16 protein-coding genes are annotated in these 20060 nt (G+C 45.6%); 2 read left to right on the top strand and 14 right to left on the bottom strand.

All coding sequences use genetic code 11. The features are described 5' to 3' along the window. Positions 1–7 precede the first annotated feature (7 nt). Positions 8–3694, bottom strand: coding sequence for a methionine synthase (metH, locus tag ACAY30_RS12055; protein ID WP_290250999.1), 3687 nt, complete (start codon positions 3692–3694; stop codon positions 8–10). 20 nt (positions 3695–3714) lie between these two features. Next, positions 3715–4650, bottom strand: coding sequence for a homoserine O-succinyltransferase (gene metA, locus ACAY30_RS12060; protein ID WP_290250998.1), 936 nt, complete (start codon positions 4648–4650; stop codon positions 3715–3717). Positions 4651–4851: 201 nt separating this feature from the next. On the opposite strand from metA, the gene ACAY30_RS12065 reads away from it, so the two are divergent. Further along, entirely contained in the window at positions 4852–6816 is a 1965-nt protein-coding gene (locus ACAY30_RS12065; protein ID WP_290250997.1) for a S9 family peptidase, read from the top strand. Between the two features lie 303 nt (positions 6817–7119). On the opposite strand, the gene recA is transcribed toward ACAY30_RS12065, so the two are convergent. After that, positions 7120–8148, bottom strand: coding sequence for a recombinase RecA (recA, locus tag ACAY30_RS12070; RefSeq protein WP_290250996.1), 1029 nt, complete (start codon positions 8146–8148; stop codon positions 7120–7122). Positions 8149–8624: 476 nt separating this feature from the next. Here recA and mutS point away from each other — a divergent pair, with 476 nt between their 5' ends. Next, complete coding sequence (gene mutS / locus ACAY30_RS12075) at positions 8625–11195, top strand: DNA mismatch repair protein MutS (RefSeq protein WP_290250995.1); 2571 nt, start codon at positions 8625–8627, stop codon at positions 11193–11195. A gap of 127 nt (positions 11196–11322) precedes the next feature. On the opposite strand, the gene rpoS is transcribed toward mutS, so the two are convergent. From rpoS to eno, 11 genes are all read right to left on the bottom strand, one after another. After that, positions 11323–12261 (bottom strand): RNA polymerase sigma factor RpoS, encoded by a 939-nt coding sequence (rpoS, locus tag ACAY30_RS12080; RefSeq protein WP_290250994.1) that lies wholly within the window; start codon positions 12259–12261, stop codon positions 11323–11325. 76 nt (positions 12262–12337) lie between these two features. Continuing rightward, entirely contained in the window at positions 12338–13168 is an 831-nt protein-coding gene (locus tag ACAY30_RS12085) for a peptidoglycan DD-metalloendopeptidase family protein (RefSeq protein WP_290250993.1), read from the bottom strand. A gap of 110 nt (positions 13169–13278) precedes the next feature. Next, entirely contained in the window at positions 13279–13857 is a 579-nt protein-coding gene (locus tag ACAY30_RS12090; RefSeq protein ID WP_290250992.1) for a YqaA family protein, read from the bottom strand. Next, positions 13854–14513 carry a protein-L-isoaspartate(D-aspartate) O-methyltransferase gene (locus tag ACAY30_RS12095; protein WP_290250991.1) on the bottom strand — a complete coding sequence of 220 codons (660 nt, stop codon included), beginning with the start codon at positions 14511–14513 and terminating at the stop codon, positions 13854–13856. The genes ACAY30_RS12090 and ACAY30_RS12095 overlap by 4 nt, the downstream gene beginning before the upstream one ends. Further along, entirely contained in the window at positions 14510–15262 is a 753-nt protein-coding gene (gene surE, locus ACAY30_RS12100; RefSeq protein WP_290250990.1) for a 5'/3'-nucleotidase SurE, read from the bottom strand. Before surE ends, ACAY30_RS12095 begins: the two co-directional genes overlap by 4 nt. After that, a complete protein-coding gene (truD, locus tag ACAY30_RS12105; protein WP_290250989.1) occupies positions 15240–16292 on the bottom strand; it encodes a tRNA pseudouridine(13) synthase TruD in 1053 nt (350 codons plus the stop codon). Before truD ends, surE begins: the two co-directional genes overlap by 23 nt. Then, positions 16285–16767 carry a 2-C-methyl-D-erythritol 2,4-cyclodiphosphate synthase gene (ispF, locus tag ACAY30_RS12110; RefSeq protein WP_290250988.1) on the bottom strand — a complete coding sequence of 161 codons (483 nt, stop codon included), beginning with the start codon at positions 16765–16767 and terminating at the stop codon, positions 16285–16287. Before ispF ends, truD begins: the two co-directional genes overlap by 8 nt. Beyond that, on the bottom strand, positions 16758–17402 hold the full coding sequence (gene ispD, locus ACAY30_RS12115) for a 2-C-methyl-D-erythritol 4-phosphate cytidylyltransferase (RefSeq protein WP_371190283.1): 645 nt from the start codon (positions 17400–17402) through the stop codon (positions 16758–16760). Before ispD ends, ispF begins: the two co-directional genes overlap by 10 nt. Positions 17403–17470: 68 nt before the next feature. Further along, on the bottom strand, positions 17471–17749 hold the full coding sequence (gene ftsB / locus ACAY30_RS12120; protein ID WP_290250986.1) for a cell division protein FtsB: 279 nt from the start codon (positions 17747–17749) through the stop codon (positions 17471–17473). Positions 17750–17865: 116 nt separating this feature from the next. Further along, positions 17866–18513: a hypothetical protein gene (locus ACAY30_RS12125; RefSeq protein WP_290250985.1), complete on the bottom strand. Its 648-nt coding sequence runs from the start codon at positions 18511–18513 to the stop codon at positions 17866–17868. Positions 18514–18741: 228 nt separating this feature from the next. Beyond that, positions 18742–20034 (bottom strand): phosphopyruvate hydratase, encoded by a 1293-nt coding sequence (gene eno, locus ACAY30_RS12130; RefSeq protein ID WP_290250984.1) that lies wholly within the window; start codon positions 20032–20034, stop codon positions 18742–18744. Positions 20035–20060 lie beyond the last annotated feature (26 nt).

Below are 20060 nucleotides of genomic sequence, written 5' to 3' on the forward strand. Positions count from 1 at the left end.
TTTGTTTTTAAGGTTCGTAATTCAAATTCGGCGCGAGCCACTTTTCTGCTTCGCTTAATGACCAACCTTTGCGCTTGGCATAACTTTCGGCTTGTTGTTGGTCGACTTTTGCCACCGCAAAATACTTGCTTTGAGGATGGGCAAAGTACCAACCGCTGACGGCCGCTCCTGGCCACATGGCATAACTTGAGGTGAGCTGCATACCAATATTGTGTTCAACATTAAGCAAATCCCAAAGGGTTTGTTTTTCGGTGTGCTCAGGGCAGGCGGGGTATCCCGGTGCAGGACGAATACCTTGGTATTGCTCGCGGATTAATGACGCATTATCAAAGTCTTCATCAGGGCAGTAACCCCAATAGTGTTTGCGCACTTGCTCATGTAAATACTCTGCGCTCGCTTCGGCTAAGCGATCGGCAACCGCTTTGAGTAAAATAGAATTGTAGGTGTCGTGCTCAGCGTCGTACTTTGCCACTAAGTCATCAACACCAAACCCCGATGAGACGGCAAACGCGCCGATGTAATCGTCAATGTCTGAATCTTGGCTTGCTACGTAATCACTCAAACACCGGTTAAACTGACCTGCTGGTTTGGCGGTTTGTTGTCGCAAATGGGCGAGTCTCGCAATAACCTGCTGTTTGCTCTCGTCGGCGTAGACGACAATATCATCGCCGTCGCTCGCTGCTGGGAATAAGCCTAACACCGCTCGCGCTTCAATGCTGCTATTGGCAACTAACTCATCGAGCATGCGGTTGGCATCATTAAAAAGCTTACTGGCTTCTTCGCCAATCAGTTCATGTTCGAGAATGGCGGGGTATTTACCCGACAATTGCCAGGTTAAGAAAAATGGCGTCCAATCGATGTAATTACGCACGACATTTAAGTCAAGCCCATTCAATACCGTTACCCCAAGCTTATTCGGTTTAACGGGGGTGTAGTTGCTATAGTCGGCCACAAATGCATTAGCACGTGCATCAGCTAACGATATCAGTTCGCTACGAGGGCTTTTTTGTAAGTGGCGCTGACGAATGGTTTGGTACTCTTTTTCAGTGCGCTGCATTAAATCAGCTTTAAGTTTGTCATTTAACAGTGCGCTGACAACAGACACCGAACGCGAGGCATTGGCAACATATATCACAGGGTGTTGATATTGCTGATCAATCTTCACCGCAGTATGCGCCTTTGAGGTAGTCGCGCCGCCGATTAACAAAGGCAAATTAAAATCAAGGCGTTGCATTTCTTTCGCCACGTGTACCATCTCATCAAGACTTGGAGTAATAAGCCCTGACAAGCCAATGATATCAACCTCTTCTTGTTTAGCCACTTGTAAGATTTTCTCGCAGGGCACCATCACCCCAAGATCGATCACCTCAAAGTTATTGCACTGCAATACCACGCCAACAATGTTTTTACCTATGTCATGCACATCGCCTTTTACCGTTGCCAATAAAATTTTGCCATTGGATTTACTGGTGGTTTTGGTCGCTTCGATAAACGGTTGCAAATGCGCCACCGCTTGTTTCATTACTCGTGCAGATTTCACCACTTGCGGCAAAAACATTTGTCCTTCACCAAATAAGTCGCCAACGACATTCATGCCATCCATCAATGGCCCTTCAATCACTTGCAGCGGATGTTCAGCGCCGAGACGAGCCTGTTCGGTATCGGCAACGATATATTCATTAATGCCTTTCACCAATGCATGCTCTAAGCGTTTATTTACTGGTAACTCGCGCCACGCCAAATCAGCCTTAGATGTTTTCCCTGTCGCTTGGTCGCGATATTGTTCGGCTATGGTTAGCAACCGCTCAGTCGCGCCACTATCACGGTTAAGCACAACATCTTCAACAGCAACTAACAAATCTTTAGCTATGTCTTGATAAATCGCTAACTGACCAGCATTGACAATGCCCATATCCATGCCGTTTTTAATGGCGTGAAATAAAAACACCGCGTGAATCGCTTCGCGCACCGGGTTATTGCCGCGAAACGAGAACGACACATTGGACACGCCGCCCGAGATCATCGCGTGCGGTAAGGTTTGCTTTATTTCACGCGTAGCTTCGATAAAGTCGACCGCGTAGTTATCGTGCTCTTCGATGCCGGTGGCGATGGCAAAAATGTTTGGGTCAAAAATGATGTCTTCGGGTGGAAAGTTCAGCTCGTCGACCAAAATTCGATAGGCGCGCTGACAAATCTCCACTTTGCGCTGCTTAGTGTCCGCTTGACCTACTTCATCAAACGCCATAATGATAACGGCAGCACCATAACGGCGAATAAGCTCAGCTTGGCGTTTAAATTCTTGCTCGCCTTCCTTTAACGAGATGGAGTTAACAATGCCCTTGCCTTGTATACATTGCAGGCCAGCTTCAATAATCTCCCATTTTGACGAGTCGAGCATAATGGGCACTTTGGCAATATCCGGCTCGCCAGCAACAAGGTTGAGAAAGGTCACCATAGCCGCTTGACTATCAAGCATGCCCTCATCCATGTTGATGTCGATAATTTGTGCGCCGTTTTCCACCTGTTGTAACGCCACGGCTATGGCGTCATCGTATTTTTGTTCGGTAATAAGGCGCCTAAAAATAGCAGAGCCGGTAACATTGGTGCGCTCACCGACGTTTACAAACAAGCTGTTTTGATCAATATTCAACGCTTCTAAACCCGATAAGCGACAGGCGATAGGCTGCGACTTGACCACTCTTGGTTTAATATCTTTTACCGTATCAGCAATGCCTTTAATGTGCTCGGGTGTGGTACCACAACAACCGCCAACAATGTTTAAAAAACCTGATTCAGCCCACTCTTTAATATGCGCATTCATATCGGCCACTGTAAAGTCGTATTCACCAAAGGCGTTTGGTAATCCGGCATTGGGGTGTGCCGATATGGCAAAATCGCTGATATAACTGAGCTCTTCAATGTATTGGCGTAGCTCCACGGGACCAAGCGCACAATTAAGGCCGATCGCAATTGGATTAGCATGACGCAGTGAGTTATAAAACGCCTCTGTCGTTTGGCCGGAAAGTGTCCGTCCCGAAGCATCGGTGATGGTGCCGGAGATCATAATTGGTAAACGCATTTGACATTCGGCAAAGACCTCTTCAACGGCAAAAATGGCGGCCTTAGCGTTTAACGTATCGAAGATGGTCTCAATCATAATGATATCAACGCCGCCGTCGATCAGTGCTGCGGTAGATTCGCGATACGCTAAGGCGAGTTCATTAAAACTGATGTTGCGAAATGCCGGATTATTAACGTCTGGCGAAATAGAACAGGTGCGATTGGTCGGCCCTAACACCCCTGCAACAAAACGCGGTTTGTGCGGCTCAAGCTTGGTGATTTCATCGGCCACTTGGCGAGCTATACGGGCAGCTTGTAAATTGATTTCGGCCGATAACTCTTGCATATCGTAATCTGCCATGGCAATGCGTGTGGCATTAAAGCTGTTGGTTTCGATGATATCCGCACCAGCGAGCAAGTATTGACGATGGATGTCTTTGATTGCCTCAGGTTGGGTTAGTACCAGTAAATCGTTATTGCCCTTTACGTCACAATGCCACTTGGCAAAGCGCTCACTGCGAAAATCACGCTCGCTAAACTGGTGTTGCTGAATCATCGTCCCCATGGCGCCATCGAGGACTAATATGCGCTGTTGTAATTGTTGTTCTATTAATAATGCCGATGCTGATTTCACAAGATTTCCTAACTGAGCCACTATCGTTTAACGGTTTGCGTATTGCCGTGCTGCAATTGATATGGAGTAATCTGATACACGTAGTAATTAAGCCAATTGGTAAATAACAAGCTACCGTGACTGCGCCAACTATTGACCGGTGTGTTTATTGGGTCATCGTCCGGATAATAGTTTTCAGGACAGTGAGGCGATACGCCAGAAGCTAAGTCACGTTGATATTCGTCGTTTAACGTGGTGGCGTCATACTCGGGATGGCCGGTCACAAACACGTGTTTCTTATCTTTTGTCGCCGCTAAATAGACTCCGGCTTGCGCCGAGTGCGCTAATATGGCTAGTTGCTCGACTTGCTTATAGGTATCCAAGGGTAGTTGCCCAAACCGAGAATGGGGTACTAGAAAGTACTCGTCAAATCCCCGGGTTAACGGTTCGTTGGCGACCATGGTTTGATGGCGATAAACCCCGGATAGCTTGGTTTGTCGCAATTGTCGCTCGATGCCAAAGCGATAGTACAATGCAGCGTGCGCTGCCCAACACGAATACAGAGTTGAGGTAACGTGGCTGTTAGCCCACGCGAATACGTCACATATTTTTTGCCAGTAGGAAACCTGCTGGTACTCCAGTTGAGCAAGTGGTGCGCCAGTAATAATTAACCCATCGTAACGCTTGTGCTTAATATCATCAAATAGTACATAAAACGCATCTACATGGGCTTTGGCAGTATGCTTTGGCTCATTGAGATGAAGACGCACTAAATCCACATTTACTTGTAGCGGTGTATTTGACAACATGCGCAGTAATTGAATTTCGGTTTCAATTTTATTGGGCATTAAGTTGACAATCGCTAACTGCATCGGTCGTATATCTTGGCTCTGCGCTCGCCCTTGTGACATAACAAAGATATTTTCATTAGCCAAAACCGACAATGCCGGTAGGCTATCCGGTATTTTTATTGGCACAAATATCTCCTTAAGTCGCTTACTGTCTTCTTTTTATACTACTAAACACCCACTACAAGTCAACATCTAAACGTATAGACGTCTAAATAAAAGAGTTCGTTAGGGCCATCATTTACTCGCCATTGTATTGAAAATAAACGACAAACGTGTTAAAAAACAGACAACTTTTAACAAAATAATAACTTAAATAATAGGGATGTTATGAAGCTACTTCAGCGCATATTCGCCATACTTATCAGCTTAAGCGTCACGTCAGTTCAGGCGATCGAGCTGCACGATTTTGCTCGTGATATCGAAAACGATCTGATCAGAATCTCTCCAAATGGTAAGCACATTGCCATTCGCTCCGTCAACGAAGGCAAAAGAAACTTGGTGTTTGTTGATACCAAGACCAAAAAAGTAACCTATGCGGTTAACATGTCGGGTGAAGAGAGTATCGGCTATTTCGATTGGGTAAATGATGAACGTGTGGTGATCAGCATTAACTCATTTTACGGACCGTTAGACCTAACCTACTCTACGGGTCGTTTATTTGCGGTCAACTACGATGGCAGTCAGCCTGAATCAATATTTGGCGCAACTGCTGCGGTAACCGAGACCAGTTCAATACGAGGTCGAACAGGAAGTAAAGTATCTGCCGGTCACGCCTATATTGCCTCGCTTTATAAACAAGACCCTCGAAAAATTATTATTAGTGTGAGTCCCTGGCAAAATGCACGACATAAAGAGGCCGCCAACGCGGAGATCTACCTGCTTGACGTTTATACCGGCAAACAACGCAAACTGTTGCGCTCGCCAGGTCGAGGTAATGATATACTTCTTGATCACAATGGTGAAGTGCGATTTGCGCAGGGTGTTAATGTCGATAGAACTCAAGACCTGTTTTACCGAGACGTCGACGGTGAATGGCAATCGTTTGATGTTGGTCTAGATACCTCTGATGGTGATATCGACCCACAGGGATTCTCCGCAGACAATGACAAAGTGTATTTCATTTACTACAACAGTGGTGATACCGGAACCTTGTATTCTTATCAATTTTCAACGCAAAAATTGCATAAGATTTATCACAACGAGTACGTTGAAATCAGTGATGTGTTAACCAACTACAAAAACCAACCCTATGGTATTCGCATCGACGAAGACTACTCAAACTATCTGATTTTTAACGATAAGGTAGAGCACGCGAATGTACACAAAAACCTGTACGCCGCGTTTAAAGGCGACTCGGTCGAGATCACCAGTGCTACCGAAGACGGCAAAATTCTCACCGTATATGTGTCTGGTGATCGCAACCCAGGTACGTATTATTTATACAATACTGAAACCAATAAAGCCCAGTTTCTCACCCACCGAGCAAGCTGGCTTGATCAGAAAAAGCTTGCCCGAGTTGAGCCGTTTCACTTTACCAGTCGCGACGGCTTGAAGTTAACCGGTTATTTGACCTTACCAAATGGTAAGAAAGATGCTAACTTACCACTTATTGTTCACCCACACGGTGGACCGCACGGGCCACGTGATTATTGGGAATACGACTGGCGTACCCAAGCCATAGCATCTCAGGGTTATGCGATATTGCAAGTCAACTTTCGCGGTTCTGGCGGATACGGTGCAACATTTGAGCAAGCAGGCTATCAAGAGTGGGGACGCAAAATTCAACACGACATAATTGATGCCACTAAGTGGGCTATCGCCAGTAAGGTTGCCGATAAAAATCGAATTTGTATTTGGGGTGGCAGTTTTGGTGCTTATTCCGCGGTGCAAAGCGCTATTTTAGCGCCTGATTTATACGAATGTGTCATTGGCGCATCGGGTGTCTACGATTTAGAAATGATGTTTACTGATGGTGATACTCCCGGCCACCCGTACGGGCGCCACTACTTAAACAAAGTACTCGGCGGTATCGACCATGAAACCATTAAGCCATTTTCACCGGTTCACAATGTTGATCAATTAAAGGCGCCAATATTGTTGATTCACGGTAGTGCCGATGAACGCACGCCGATCTCACAAGCCGAAGCGTTGGAAAAAGCGTTACGCGATAAAAAACACCCTTATAAAACCTTGTATATCGACAACGAATACCACGGTTTTATCACCCCTGAACACCGAGTTACCACGCTGCAGACGATGCTGGACTTTATAAAAGAACACATCGGTAGTTAATTTGGCGTTAACATAAAAACACCTCAGTCACTTAGGTGAGTGAGGTGTTTTTTTATTGTGATCTCGTGCACTTGTCCAGTCAGATTGTTTTTAATATTTCCTTAAAACAAGATTTGGCAAATATGCCACAGATTTGCGCTGACAAAGTGAGATTGATTGGCGATGATTAACGCGAGTTTGGTCTGTGTCAATTGATGACAATACGCATGGTTAATTCACATGGTACACTCGCCCCATTAACAAACACAAATAAAAAAGGCCGCTGATGCGGCCTTTGGTTATTTCTTATAGCTAAACGCTAAGTTATTCAGATTCTTCTTCTAGAGCTTCTTCTACCGGCGTCGCTGGTGTTAGTAGTAATGCGCGCAATTTAGTATCTAAATCTTTAGCCATGGCTGGATTTTCTTTTAAGAAGTTACAGGCATTGGCTTTACCTTGACCGATACGCTCACCGTTACAGCTGTACCATGCACCGGCTTTTTCAACTAGCTTGTGTTGTACACCTAAATCGATAAGCTCACCGATGTTGTTGATACCTTCACCGTACATGATTTGGAATTCAGCTTGTTTAAACGGTGGAGCAATTTTGTTCTTAACCACTTTAACGCGAGTTTCGTTACCAGTGATTGCATCACCTTCTTTCACCGCACCTGTACGACGAATATCTAGACGTACTGACGCGTAGAATTTCAATGCATTACCACCAGTTGTGGTTTCTGGATTACCAAACATCACACCAATTTTCATACGAATCTGGTTGATAAAAATCATCATCGTATTTGATTGCTTAAGGTTACCGGTAAGTTTGCGCATAGCTTGCGACAACATACGCGCTTGTAGACCCATGTGGCTATCGCCCATGTCACCTTCAATTTCAGCTTTCGGTGTTAACGCTGCTACCGAGTCAACCACGATAACGTCAACGGCACCTGAGCGCGTTAGCATGTCGCAAATTTCTAATGCTTGCTCACCGGTATCTGGCTGAGATACCAACAAGTCGTCAATGTTCACACCTAACTTTTCAGCGTAAATTGGGTCTAAGGCATGCTCGGCGTCTACGAACGCACACACTTTGCCGTTGCGTTGGGCTTCGGCAATAACTTCAAGGGTTAACGTTGTTTTACCACTTGACTCTGGACCGTAAATTTCGATGATGCGTCCCATCGGTAAACCGCCTGCGCCAAGCGCAACGTCTAACGACAATGAACCGGTAGAAATTGTTTCAACATCCATGCTGCGGTTCTCACCTAATTTCATGATTGAACCTTTTCCGAATTGACGTTCAATTTGGCCTAATGCCGCGGCTAACGCCTTTTCTTTATTCGCATCCATTGTGGTCTCCAGTGAATTTTTTTATAACTTATCCAGTAATTAATGAACAGTATACTGTATAATCGTACAGTATCAATACCTTTTGCTAAAAAATTTAAACAAAAAACATAACACTTTGAAAATAAACAACTTTTAATGAGTTGACCTGTAGTTACCACCATATTTAAGCTGGTCAACAAGCGAATTTAGCTTTGTTTATACAGTGGTTTTATTGCAAGGTGTAATTAACTCTACAACCATTACATTGAATGCAACAACCGCCTTTCAATGTTAGCGCTAATTGCTGTTCGCTATTGATTCACAATAATCTACATAAACAAGGATTATTGGCAAAACGTCTTTGCGCTTTTGCGCGGATTATTTTAACATCTTTACAGAACACATTTCATCAGATATTTCACGGTTCAATACTGCAGAAAAAGCGCCTTTATTGACCTTGATTTTTTTTCGTCAAACAGATCAACTTAAGTAAATCCATGACAAACCATCTTTCTGACAACGCCAATCACACGCCTATGATGCGGCAATATTTAACCATAAAATCGGAGTTTCCAAATATACTGCTGTTTTATCGCATGGGTGATTTTTACGAGTTATTCTATGACGATGCGAAAAAAGCCGCTGATTTACTTGATATATCCCTAACCGCACGTGGAAAGTCGGGCGGTAACGCAATCCCTATGGCGGGAGTACCCTACCACGCCGTTGAAAATTATTTGGCTAAGTTAGTGCAACTTGGCGAGTCTGTAGCCATTTGTGAGCAAATTGGCGATCCTGCGACAAGTAAAGGTCCCGTAGAGCGAAAGGTGGTTCGCATTGTTACTCCTGGTACCCTATCTGATGAAGCGCTACTGCAAGACAAGCAGGACAATTTATTGGTATCGGTGTTTGAAAAATCGAATCAAGGGTTTGGCATCGCCTATCTCGATATGAGCTCTGGCCGTTTTGTTATTTGCCAACCCAAAACCCGTGAGCAGTTGCAAGCCGAGTTACAACGTCTCAATCCAGCGGAGTTGCTTTACCCCGAGTCCTTTGCCGCTATCGACCTTATCAATGATTTAAAAGGCACACGTCGCAGACCTGATTGGGAATACGACTTAGCAACAGCAAACAAACTACTCAACGAGCAGTTTAAAACCAAACAGCTATCTGGGTTTGGTGTCGCCGATTATCCCTTGGGGCTCAGTGCCGCTGGCTGTTTATTGCAGTACGTCAAGGACACTCAACGCGGTGCTTTGCCACATATTAGATCGATCAAGGCTCAAGCCTATTCAAGCGGCGTTATTTTAGATGCAGCAACCCGTAAAAATCTCGAATTGACAACAAATCTCGCCGGAGGCTATGACAATACTTTAGCATCTGTGCTCGATAAAACCGCTTCCGCTATGGGCTCGCGCTTACTGAAGCGCTGGTTGCATTTTCCACTGCGCGATGTCGCCCTACTTGAACAACGCCAAGATGCAATCGCCGATATTCTGCAGCAAGATTTACAGCAGGATGTGTATGAGGTGATCAAAAGCATTGGCGACATTGAGCGCATAGTCGCGCGTATTGCGCTGCGCAGCGCACGCCCAAGAGATTTTGCCCGGTTGCGCAATGCGTTAACGCGACTGCCTGAATTACATCAGCTCTCGGCACTTTGCCAAGCACCGCTAATGCAGCAATTGGCCGAAGACGTAGCGCCGATAGAATATTTACAACAACTACTGGATAATGCCATTGTTGAGAATCCACCAGTTCTCATCCGCGACGGCGGTGTTATTGCACCTGGCTACAATAGTGAATTAGACGAACTTCGGTCACTTAGCCAAGGCGCCACAGATTTTCTCCAGCAATTGGAAGCCCGCGAACGAGAAAGCAGCGGTATTCAAACGTTAAAAGTTGGCTTCAACAAGGTACACGGCTTTTATATTGAAATCAGCCGCGCCCAGTCTCAGGATGTTCCCGAGCATTATATTCGCCGGCAAACGCTGAAAAATAATGAGCGCTTTGTTACCCACGAATTAAAACAACACGAGGAAAAAGTGCTCTCGGCACAAAGTCGTTTTTTGGCCCTTGAAAAACGCCTCTACGAGCAGTTGTTTGATTTATTTGAACAGTACATAGAACAATTACAGCACTGTGCTGAAGCAGTCGCTAGCTTAGATGTGCTCAACACCTTTGCCGAACGGGCTGAAACACTCAACTATCAACGTCCCAAGTTAACCGACCAACCGGGTATACACATCAGTGCCGGCCGTCACCCAGTAGTTGAACAAGTGACAGATGATGCTTTTATCGCCAATCCGGTTGAACTTAACAACCAACGGCGCATGTTAATAATTACCGGACCTAATATGGGCGGTAAGTCGACCTATATGCGACAAACCGCGTTGATCACCTTACTTGCCCACGTCGGTAGCTTTGTTCCCGCTGACAGCGCGGAAATTGGCATTGTTGACCGTATTTTTACTCGCATTGGCGCCTCTGATGACTTAGCCAGTGGTCGATCAACATTTATGGTTGAGATGACTGAGACCGCTAATATTCTCAATAATGCCAGCGAGCGCTCTCTGGTACTCTTAGATGAAATAGGCCGCGGTACGTCGACCTATGACGGCTTGTCGTTGGCATGGGCGTGCGCTGAATATTTGGCGGTTAAAACCCAAGCGTTTACCTTATTTGCTAGCCACTACTTTGAATTGACGCAACTGGCTGAGCAAATGCCACACGTCGCCAATGTGCATTTAGACGCAATAGAACACGACGAGAGCATTGTGTTTATGCATGCTGTGCAAGAAGGCGCGGCCTCAAAGAGCTTCGGTTTGCAAGTTGCACAGCTCGCTGGTGTCCCAAAAGTGGTGATCAATAGAGCGAAGCAGCGTTTGAGTGAGCTAGAGAGTCAGTCAACGCCAACCGTGCTGACGAGCACGCCGATGCAAGTCGAACAAATTGATCTGTTCAACGAACCTCATCCGGTGATACAGCAGATCCAACAATTATCGGTTGATGAGTTAACGCCCAAACAGGCACTGGATTTACTCTATCAATTACAGCGCGAAGTGTAAGGTGTAACCGTTAGACAACAAAAGCCCACTTAGAGAGTGGGCTTTGTATTTGAGTTTATTGCGCTGTATATCAAAACGATCTTGCTGAGTGAGCTTTTCCTACAGAATGCTGTGCACGGTTGCTCTATTACGACTCAGCTTGAAACAGCGACTCTATCGACAAGTTTTGTGACGATAAGATATCGCGTAAACGCTTTAATGCTTCCACTTGAATTTGACGCACCCGCTCACGGGTCAAGCCAATTTCGTGTCCTACATCTTCTAGCGTCGCCGGTTCATAACCGAGCAAGCCAAAGCGACGTGCCAATACTTCTTTTTGTTTCGAATTGAGTTCATTTAGCCAGTGAACAATGTTCTGGCGAATGTCTGAATCTTGCAAATCAGATTCGGGGCCTTGGCTCTTTTCATCGGCGATAACATCTAACAGAGCTTTGTCTGATTCACCGCCAAACGGGGTATCAACAGATGTTATACGCTCATTTAATTTGAGCATTTTACTGACGTCTGCAACGGGAACGTCTAACTTCGCGGCGATGTCATCAGCGGTGGGTTCGTGGTCGAGTTTTTGCACCAACTCACGAGCTGCGCGCAAATAGACATTGAGTTCTTTAACAACGTGAATGGGAAGACGAATGGTTCGAGTTTGGTTCATGATAGCTCGTTCTATTGTTTGACGAATCCACCATGTTGCATAAGTTGAAAAGCGAAAGCCCCGTTCTGGGTCAAATTTTTCGACGGCTCTGATAAGACCGAGATTGCCTTCTTCAATAAGGTCGAGTAACGGTAAGCCACGATTGTTATAGCGTCGTGCGATTTTAACAACTAAACGAAGATTACTTTCAATCATCCTCGCCCTAGAGGCTTCACAACCCTTTAACGCTTTGCGCGAAAAGAATACCTCTTCTTCAGCACTCAACAATGGCGAGAATCCAATTTCACTCAAGTACATTTGCGTTGCATCTAAACTTGATACGGTTTCTTCGCTAACTGTGTCTTTCACTATTACAGTTGCATTGGCGTCTGCTGTTTTTTGTGCAGTCGCATCTGGAGTTTTAACGTTACTCATCGACGTCTCCCAATTAATCCCAAATTATTATTAATCGATCACATTTGCCTCGTTATTTTTATTGTTTATCAACGCATCAATTCGGTAAATAATGCATAGGGTTTACCGATTTTCCTCTAAAGCGAATTTCAAAGCGCAACTTGGTACGGTCGGTACCTGTGCTACCCATCTTCGCAATGACTTTTCCCGCACTTACTGTTTGCTGCTCATTAACCAATAACTCATCGTTATGTGCATAAGCGCTTAGATAGTCATCATTGTGTTTTATTATTATTAAATTGCCATACCCTCTAAGGGCACTACCTGCATACACAACCAAACCATCGGCGGCGGCTTTTACGGGTTGACCGCGTTTACCGTCTATTTCGATACCTTGGCTGCCTTTATCAGCGGTGTCAAACGCAGATAAAATATTACCTTTAACAGGCCAAATCCATTCGTTTACTTTTTGTTTCAAAGAAGGCACTTTTACTGCAGTGAATGTGCTCTCCTTTTTAACACCATACTCTTTGGGTTTGTCATTTGCAACCGTTTTTTTGATTATTTTTTGCGCACTTACTGAGTTATTTTTAGCCGTTACTGCAGGGCTCGCAACTGCTGCGCTGGCTGCGGATAAGAGCAATATTTGATCGGGGTAAATGTGATAAGGCGGTTTTAAATTGTTCAGTTGTGCCAGAGCTCGCACATCCGTTTTTGCGCGAAATGCAATAGAGTATAGGGTTTCCCCTTTTTTCACTTTATAACGCTCGCTATCAATGGGGGGTAGCTGTTTTTTTGCGACAACGTGATTTGACAAGTTGACAACCGGTGCGGGCTTGGTGCGCTCAGCACAGGCTGATAACAAACCAACCCCTACCAGCATTGCTAAGCCAGGCGTTATGCGTTTTTGTTTTCGGTTATTAATCATCGCAAGTTACTTCGCTACCTAGTTAAAACAGAGAACCGCTCATGTTGTCAAACAGCACAATAATTACACGCCGTTTGATACAGTTAGCTCACTTTACATGTAAAATTAAATCAGCCAAATACAACATACAATATTGCGGCCAGAATAACGACCCCCCAGCCGATGGCATCAACACTGTTGCGAAGCTTGTGTTCCATTTTTGCACCACCGGCTTTAATTAATGCGGCAACTAAATAAAAACGCATTCCCCGACCAACCGCTGAAGCTAATAAAAACGGTAAAAAGAGCATTTGTAAAAAGCCGGCGCTTAACGTAAACACTTTGTATGGAATAGGTGAAAAGCCGGCTATAAACACAACCCATACTCCGTATTGCTGAAACCATTGCATGGCGTGTTCAAACTTACCCATATAGTTAAAATCAATTAACAAAGGCTTAATGACTGGTTCGAATAACCAATAACCGAGAAAATAGCCAACGACGCCACCTAATACCGACCCCAAGGTGGTTATCCCTGCTAACCGCCATGCGTGCTCCGGTTTTGACAACACCATTGGGGCTAATAGTACATCCGGGGGAATGGGAAAAAATACCGATTCGGCAAACGACAACACCGCTAAAACCTTCGGTGCGGCGGTATGCGTTGCCCAACGCATGGTCCACTGGTAAAGGGCCGAGAAGATCTTCACAACAACTCTCCTGCAACGAGTGGCACGAAACGCACCGCTGTAATATTTTTAACCTGTATGCTATCACCATGACGCTCAACCAGCTTTAACGTTTGCTGTGCCTCGCCTACGGGAATGATCAACTTGCCGCCGTCGGCTAATTGCTCAACCAGTGCTTGTGGAATTTCACTGGCCGCTGCGGTCACTATGATGGCTTTAAACGGCGCTTTGTTTTTCCACCCTTTCCAACCATCGCCGTGTTTCATTTGTACATTGTGCAAATCCAATTTTTGCAAGCGGCGTTTAGCTTGAAATTGTAGCGACTTTATACGCTCTACCGAATACACTTGATCAAATAGCTGAGCTAAAATTGACGTTTGATAGCCCGAGCCGGTACCTATTTCTAACACACTGTTTTGCGGTGCGTTGTCTGCTAGCAGTAACTCACTCATTTTAGCGACAATATAGGGTTGCGAAATCGTTTGCCCTTGCCCTATTGGTAAGGCGGTATTGTCATACGCCTTATGGGCGAGAATTTCAGGCACAAATAGATGCCTCGGAGTACAGGCAATAACGCTTAGTACCTGTGGATTAGTGATCCCCTGTTGATGAAGTTGCTGAGCCAGACGCTCCCCACTGCGTAACGATTTACCACTTATTCGTCGAGTTGCATTCATAGTTCTAATTCGTTTATCCAATCTTTCATATCGTTCATACTGTTATAGGCGGTCATGTCCACCGTTAGCGGTGTTACCGATGCGTAATTTTCAGCAATGGCGTGAAAATCAGTACCTGGTCCAGCATCGAGTTCAGCCCCCAACGTACCATACCAATAGATATCCCGTTGCCAGGGGTCTTGCATGCGTTTCATGGTTTCTGCTTTGTGACGATGGCCAAGACGGGTCACTTTAATGCCCTTTAACTGGTGCAATGGCACATCAGGCACATTGATGTTAATAATTTGGTCGTTTTTAAGCGGGTGCTGCTGTAGTCGCTTGATAAATTGAGCCACTACCACAGCGGCAGTATCAAAGTGTTCACCGTTGGCGCCCACTAAAGACACCGCAACCGCAGGCAACCCCATATGACGTCCCTCAGTTGCCGCCGCAACAGTACCTGAATAAAGCACATCATCACCCAAATTGGCGCCGTGGTTGATACCTGCGACAACCAAATCAGGTTGCTGCTCATACAATTGGCTAATACCTAAATGAACGCAATCAGTCGGCGTGCCGTTAACACTGATAAAGCCATTGTCAAGTTGCTGGGTGCGCAGTGGATTTAGCAACGTTAAAGAATTACTCGCACCACTGCAATTGCGATCAGGGGCGACGACTTTGGTATCGGCAAACACACTCAAGTGTTGATGCAATACTTTAATGCCTTTGGCGCTGACGCCATCGTCATTGCTGATCAGTATCTTCATTGTTGTGTTCTCTTTTGCTGATATCGGTATAGTTAATGAGTTCGCGTAGTACAGTCGTCGCAAAACAGCCCGCCGGTAAAGTAAAGCTGACGGTAACTGTGGATTCATGGCAGTCTAATTGCGCGTCTTGGACAAACAGCGCCATCGTTCTGCGCTCTTGTTTCAAACCAAACTTTTCTAAACCGCGGCAATAGCTTGATAACTCATCAGCAATGGCTTGTTCAAACGCTCTGGCTTGGCCTGTGGTCATCAATTCACCTTGTCCCCAAAGCGGTAACGTCGGGGCGATATCGCCTTGTGCGATACGCTGAACTATGGTGTCATCCGCTTGCTCACAATGAAATACACTGCGACTGCCACTTAACATAAACACATCGCCTTGCATCGGCTTGCTAAAGTGACCTTTTCGTATGCGCGCATCCAACATACAATTAAACACATGCGAGCGAGCCGCAGATAAATAAAAGCCGCGTTTGTTGCGATCGTGGACCCGTTGCCCGGCAAATAACTGCAACGCGCCCGTTAGATTGTTGCCATTGATGCCAAAGCGCTGTTCGCCAAAATAGTTGGGAACGCCGTCTTCAACAATGTAATGCCAACGGCGCTGAATGTCTTTTAGATTATCCACGTTGCGCAGGGTGATAACAAAGCGATTACCTGACAACGCTCCTGTTTTCAGTTTTTTGTTATGCCGCTGGCACGACAGTATATCAACGCCGGGTAACTCAAAGGTCGATACATCAAACTGTTGTTTGCCAGGTACGTGAACGCCAAAGTATTGCTCGGTTATGGCGTGCCGATCTTTAAGACCTGCGTAGGTTACAAGGTGTGGTTTCACCTTAAAAAAACGCGCTAATTGTTTGGCGACAAAAACGGTGTTGGCTTGGCTTTTACGCACTTTTATCAATAAGTGCTCACCTTCGCCCGAAGCGCTAAATGGCAATATTTCGGTAACCTTAAAGTCTTCAGCTTGAGTGCGCAGATCGCCGGTTGCTTGCGGCGGCCCATACAAGTGAACTGGGTTATTCATTAGTGCACTCCACGAGTAGTACGACAGCATGCACTTCAACCCCCTCCTTGCGACCGACAAAGCCAAGTTTTTCTGTGGTAGTTGCCTTGACGTTGACATTGTCCATTGAAGTCTGTAAATCGCCGGCTAAACATTGACGCATTGCCTGCAAATGTGGGGCTATTTTAGGAGCTTGGGCGGCGATGGTAATGTCGGCATTGCCAAGCTTATAGCCCTTGTCGCGCATTAGTTTAACCACATGGCGCAGCAGGATACGCGAGTCGATATTTTCAAACGCACTGTCCGTATCGGGAAAGTGATTGCCAATATCAGCCAAGCACAAGGCGCCTAAAATAGCATCGCACAGTGCATGGATAGCAACATCGCCATCAGAGTGGGCAATAAAACCGCTATCGTGTGCGATTTGAACTCCCGCTAGTGTGACCGGCCCTTGGCCGCCAAATTTGTGAACGTCATAACCGTGGCCTATTCGCATATCGACTCCTGTTGCTGCAATATAAATGTTGCCAATGGCAAATCTGCTGGGCGCGTGATTTTAATATTATCTTCGCGTCCCGATACGACGTGAGCCGTTTGTCCCGCATACTCGATCGCTGACGCCTCATCGGTAATTGGCACCTGTTCTGTTAACGCTGTTTGCAATGCGTTAATCAGCATATTTCGCTCAAACATTTGCGGGGTAAGCGCGTGCCAAAGGCCAGCTCGCTCTTCGGTGCGGTCAATTTGATTGGCGCTATTGGTTCGTTTCATCGTATCGCGCACCGGCGAAGCTAAAATGGCACCTTGTTGATGGAGTTGACAAAACTCAATGAGCTTATCGATGTCCTCATGGCTTACACACGGTCGTGCGGCATCGTGAACAATAGCCCAACGCTGAGGGGGCATGGCCAGTAATCCGGCAAGTACAGAGTCAGCCCGCTCCTTACCGCCAACCGCGGTACTCACCCTAGGGTGTTGCGCAATTGGCAGTGTCGCAAAATATTGATCGTGCTCAGCTAAGACGACAATAACCCGATCTATTTTGGGGTGATTGAGCAAGCGTGTTAACGTGCGTTCGATAATTGTTAAGCCATCAATGTGCAAGTACTGCTTGGCCAACGGTTGTTGCATTCGAGATCCGACACCCGCGGCTGGAACAACCACAGTGTAGCCTTGTTGATCGGTCGTGTTAGTCAAAATTATTTCTCTTGCGGAATTACGCGGATGAAGGTTTCGCCACCCTTGATCATACCGAGCTCATTGCGAGCTCGCTCTTCGACAGCCTCTAAGCCATTTCTCAAATCTTCAATATCGGCCCATACCAGCTGGTTGCGTTGACGCAATTGTTTGTTAACCTTTAACTGCTCATCAATACTTGCAACCTGTTGCCAATAATCAGGCACGCTGTTTTTGCCAAACCACAAACGGTATTGCAGCAAGACTAAAAAGATAACCAAAACGGTAGTAATTATTCGCATGCCTAGCACTGTTGTTATTTAAGATGATAAACACATTATAAAATGCCCAAATCACAAGTCCATCATTTAAATGATATTCTATTCAGTTTGTGGATTAAAAACGCAGTAGAGGGTACTCAGTGATAACGATCAGTTTGAATAGGTGCTGTTTTGCGCATGTCTTGCCAATTGATTTGACAGGACAATAACAATTCTCGCAGTGATAACAGGCGCGGCCTGATCGGCTTGTTACCTTGCCATTGGTGACCACTGCACGCCGCCGCAAATGCTTTTTTGGTCGGCTTAAGCAATTGGTACTGGGTATTGTTGTTGCTCAGCTCGGGCGCTAGGGTATACCAACTACTAACGTTTAGGCGAATGCGCGACTGAGTGGAGTCGATGCGATCTATGCAATCGAGTATGACGTAAAAACGGTCATCAGTGCATACCAAAACCGGTACCACTAAACCTAATGGCACAGGCTTTTTTAGATACCACTGACTGACTTGCTGCGCGCTTTGATGTTGATCGGGTAGTTTAGTCGCTTGTTTTTGCTGCCAGCTGGCATTGTGCAAATCAAGAGTGAGCGGACTGTCGCTAGTCAACAGCGAACCGGCGGTGCGCTTGATATAATAAGGCAAGCTTTTTAACCGCCCCTGAATTGAGGCTAAATGATCGCTAGGCTGCTTAGCCAACCACTGAATTTCTCGCTCATATAATGCGCTACACAATTCTGAGAATTGCGCCGAGTGTTGCAATGCATCGGCTAGTAAATCTCGCATCATCCTTACCCTTATCAAAATACGTCATTTGAATCAGGTCTTTATACTTTATTATTGACCTTTGATTAAATAATAAACTAATTGACGTTATTTACAATGGAGATGTTTTGCCGCTGTTAATGTGTATCACACTGAGCGTTGCTCGTCAGAAAATAAGGTATAAAAAAACCGCTCACAAAGAGCGGTTTTGACTGCGCACTAAGCGCCAATCATCGAGGTGTTGTTGCTCAATTACTGGCCTTTAATCTCACTGCGTCCGTTGTAAATAGCGTTATCACCAAGAAACTCTTCAATGCGTAACAATTGATTGTACTTAGCAACGCGGTCTGAGCGACACAACGAGCCAGTTTTAATTTGTCCCGCTGCAGTGCCTACGGCTAAGTCAGCGATTGTCGCGTCTTCGGTTTCACCACTGCGATGTGAAATAACGGCAGTAAAGCCTGCGTCTTTGGCCATTTTAATCGCATTCAACGTTTCGGTTAACGAACCGATCTGGTTAAATTTAATCAAAATTGAGTTACCGATGCCTTGTTCAATACCACGTGATAAAATTTTGGTATTGGTAACAAATAAATCATCACCTACCAACTGTACTTTGTCACCGATTTTATCGGTTAACAGTTTCCAGCCATCCCAGTCACTTTCGTCAAGACCATCTTCAATAGAAACGATTGGGTAGCGAGCGGCAAGATCGGCTAAGTAATCACCAAACGCAGCAGAGTCAAACTGCTTGCCTTCACCAGCAAGATCGTAAACGCCGTCTTTGTAGAACTCAGACGCAGCGCAATCAAGAGCCAATGTCACATCTTCGTTCATTTTGTAGCCCGCATTTGCTACTGCAGTTTCGATTAACGACAGCGCTTCTTCATTCGAGGCTAAGTTTGGTGCGAAACCACCTTCGTCACCAACCGCTGTATTTAAGCCTTTCGCACTTAATTCCTTTTTCAGTTGATGGAAAATTTCAGCGCCCATGCGCAGCGCTTCTTTAAATGATGGAGCGCCTACCGGTTGAACCATGAACTCTTGAATATCAACGTTGTTATCAGCGTGCTCACCACCGTTGAGGATATTCATCATTGGTACTGGCATAGAGTACTGACCCGAGGTACCGTTAAGGTCGGCAATGTGCTCGTATAATTCCACACCTTTGTCGTTAGCAGCTGCCTTAGCCACCGCTAAAGACACCGCCAAAATGGCGTTTGCACCAAAGTTTTCTTTGTTTTCAGTACCGTCTAAATCAATCATTATCTGATCAATTTGCGCTTGTTGCTGAGCATCTTTGCCTAACAAAGCCGGTGCGATTTTATCATTAACAGCCGCAACAGCATTTAGCACGCCTTTACCTAAATAACGCGCTTTGTCACCATCGCGCAATTCAAGCGCTTCACGCGAGCCAGTCGATGCACCAGAAGGTGCACAAGCACGCCCAAAGGCTCCTGATGCTAAACGAACATCTGCTTCTACTGTAGGGTTGCCGCGAGAGTCCATTACTTCACGGGCAATAACCTTAACTATTTCTGACATGTTTACCTACCTTAAATGGTCAAATG

It is taken from the genome of Thalassotalea ponticola (assembly GCF_041379045.1).
Taxonomy (GTDB): domain Bacteria; phylum Pseudomonadota; class Gammaproteobacteria; order Enterobacterales; family Alteromonadaceae; genus Thalassotalea_A; species Thalassotalea_A ponticola.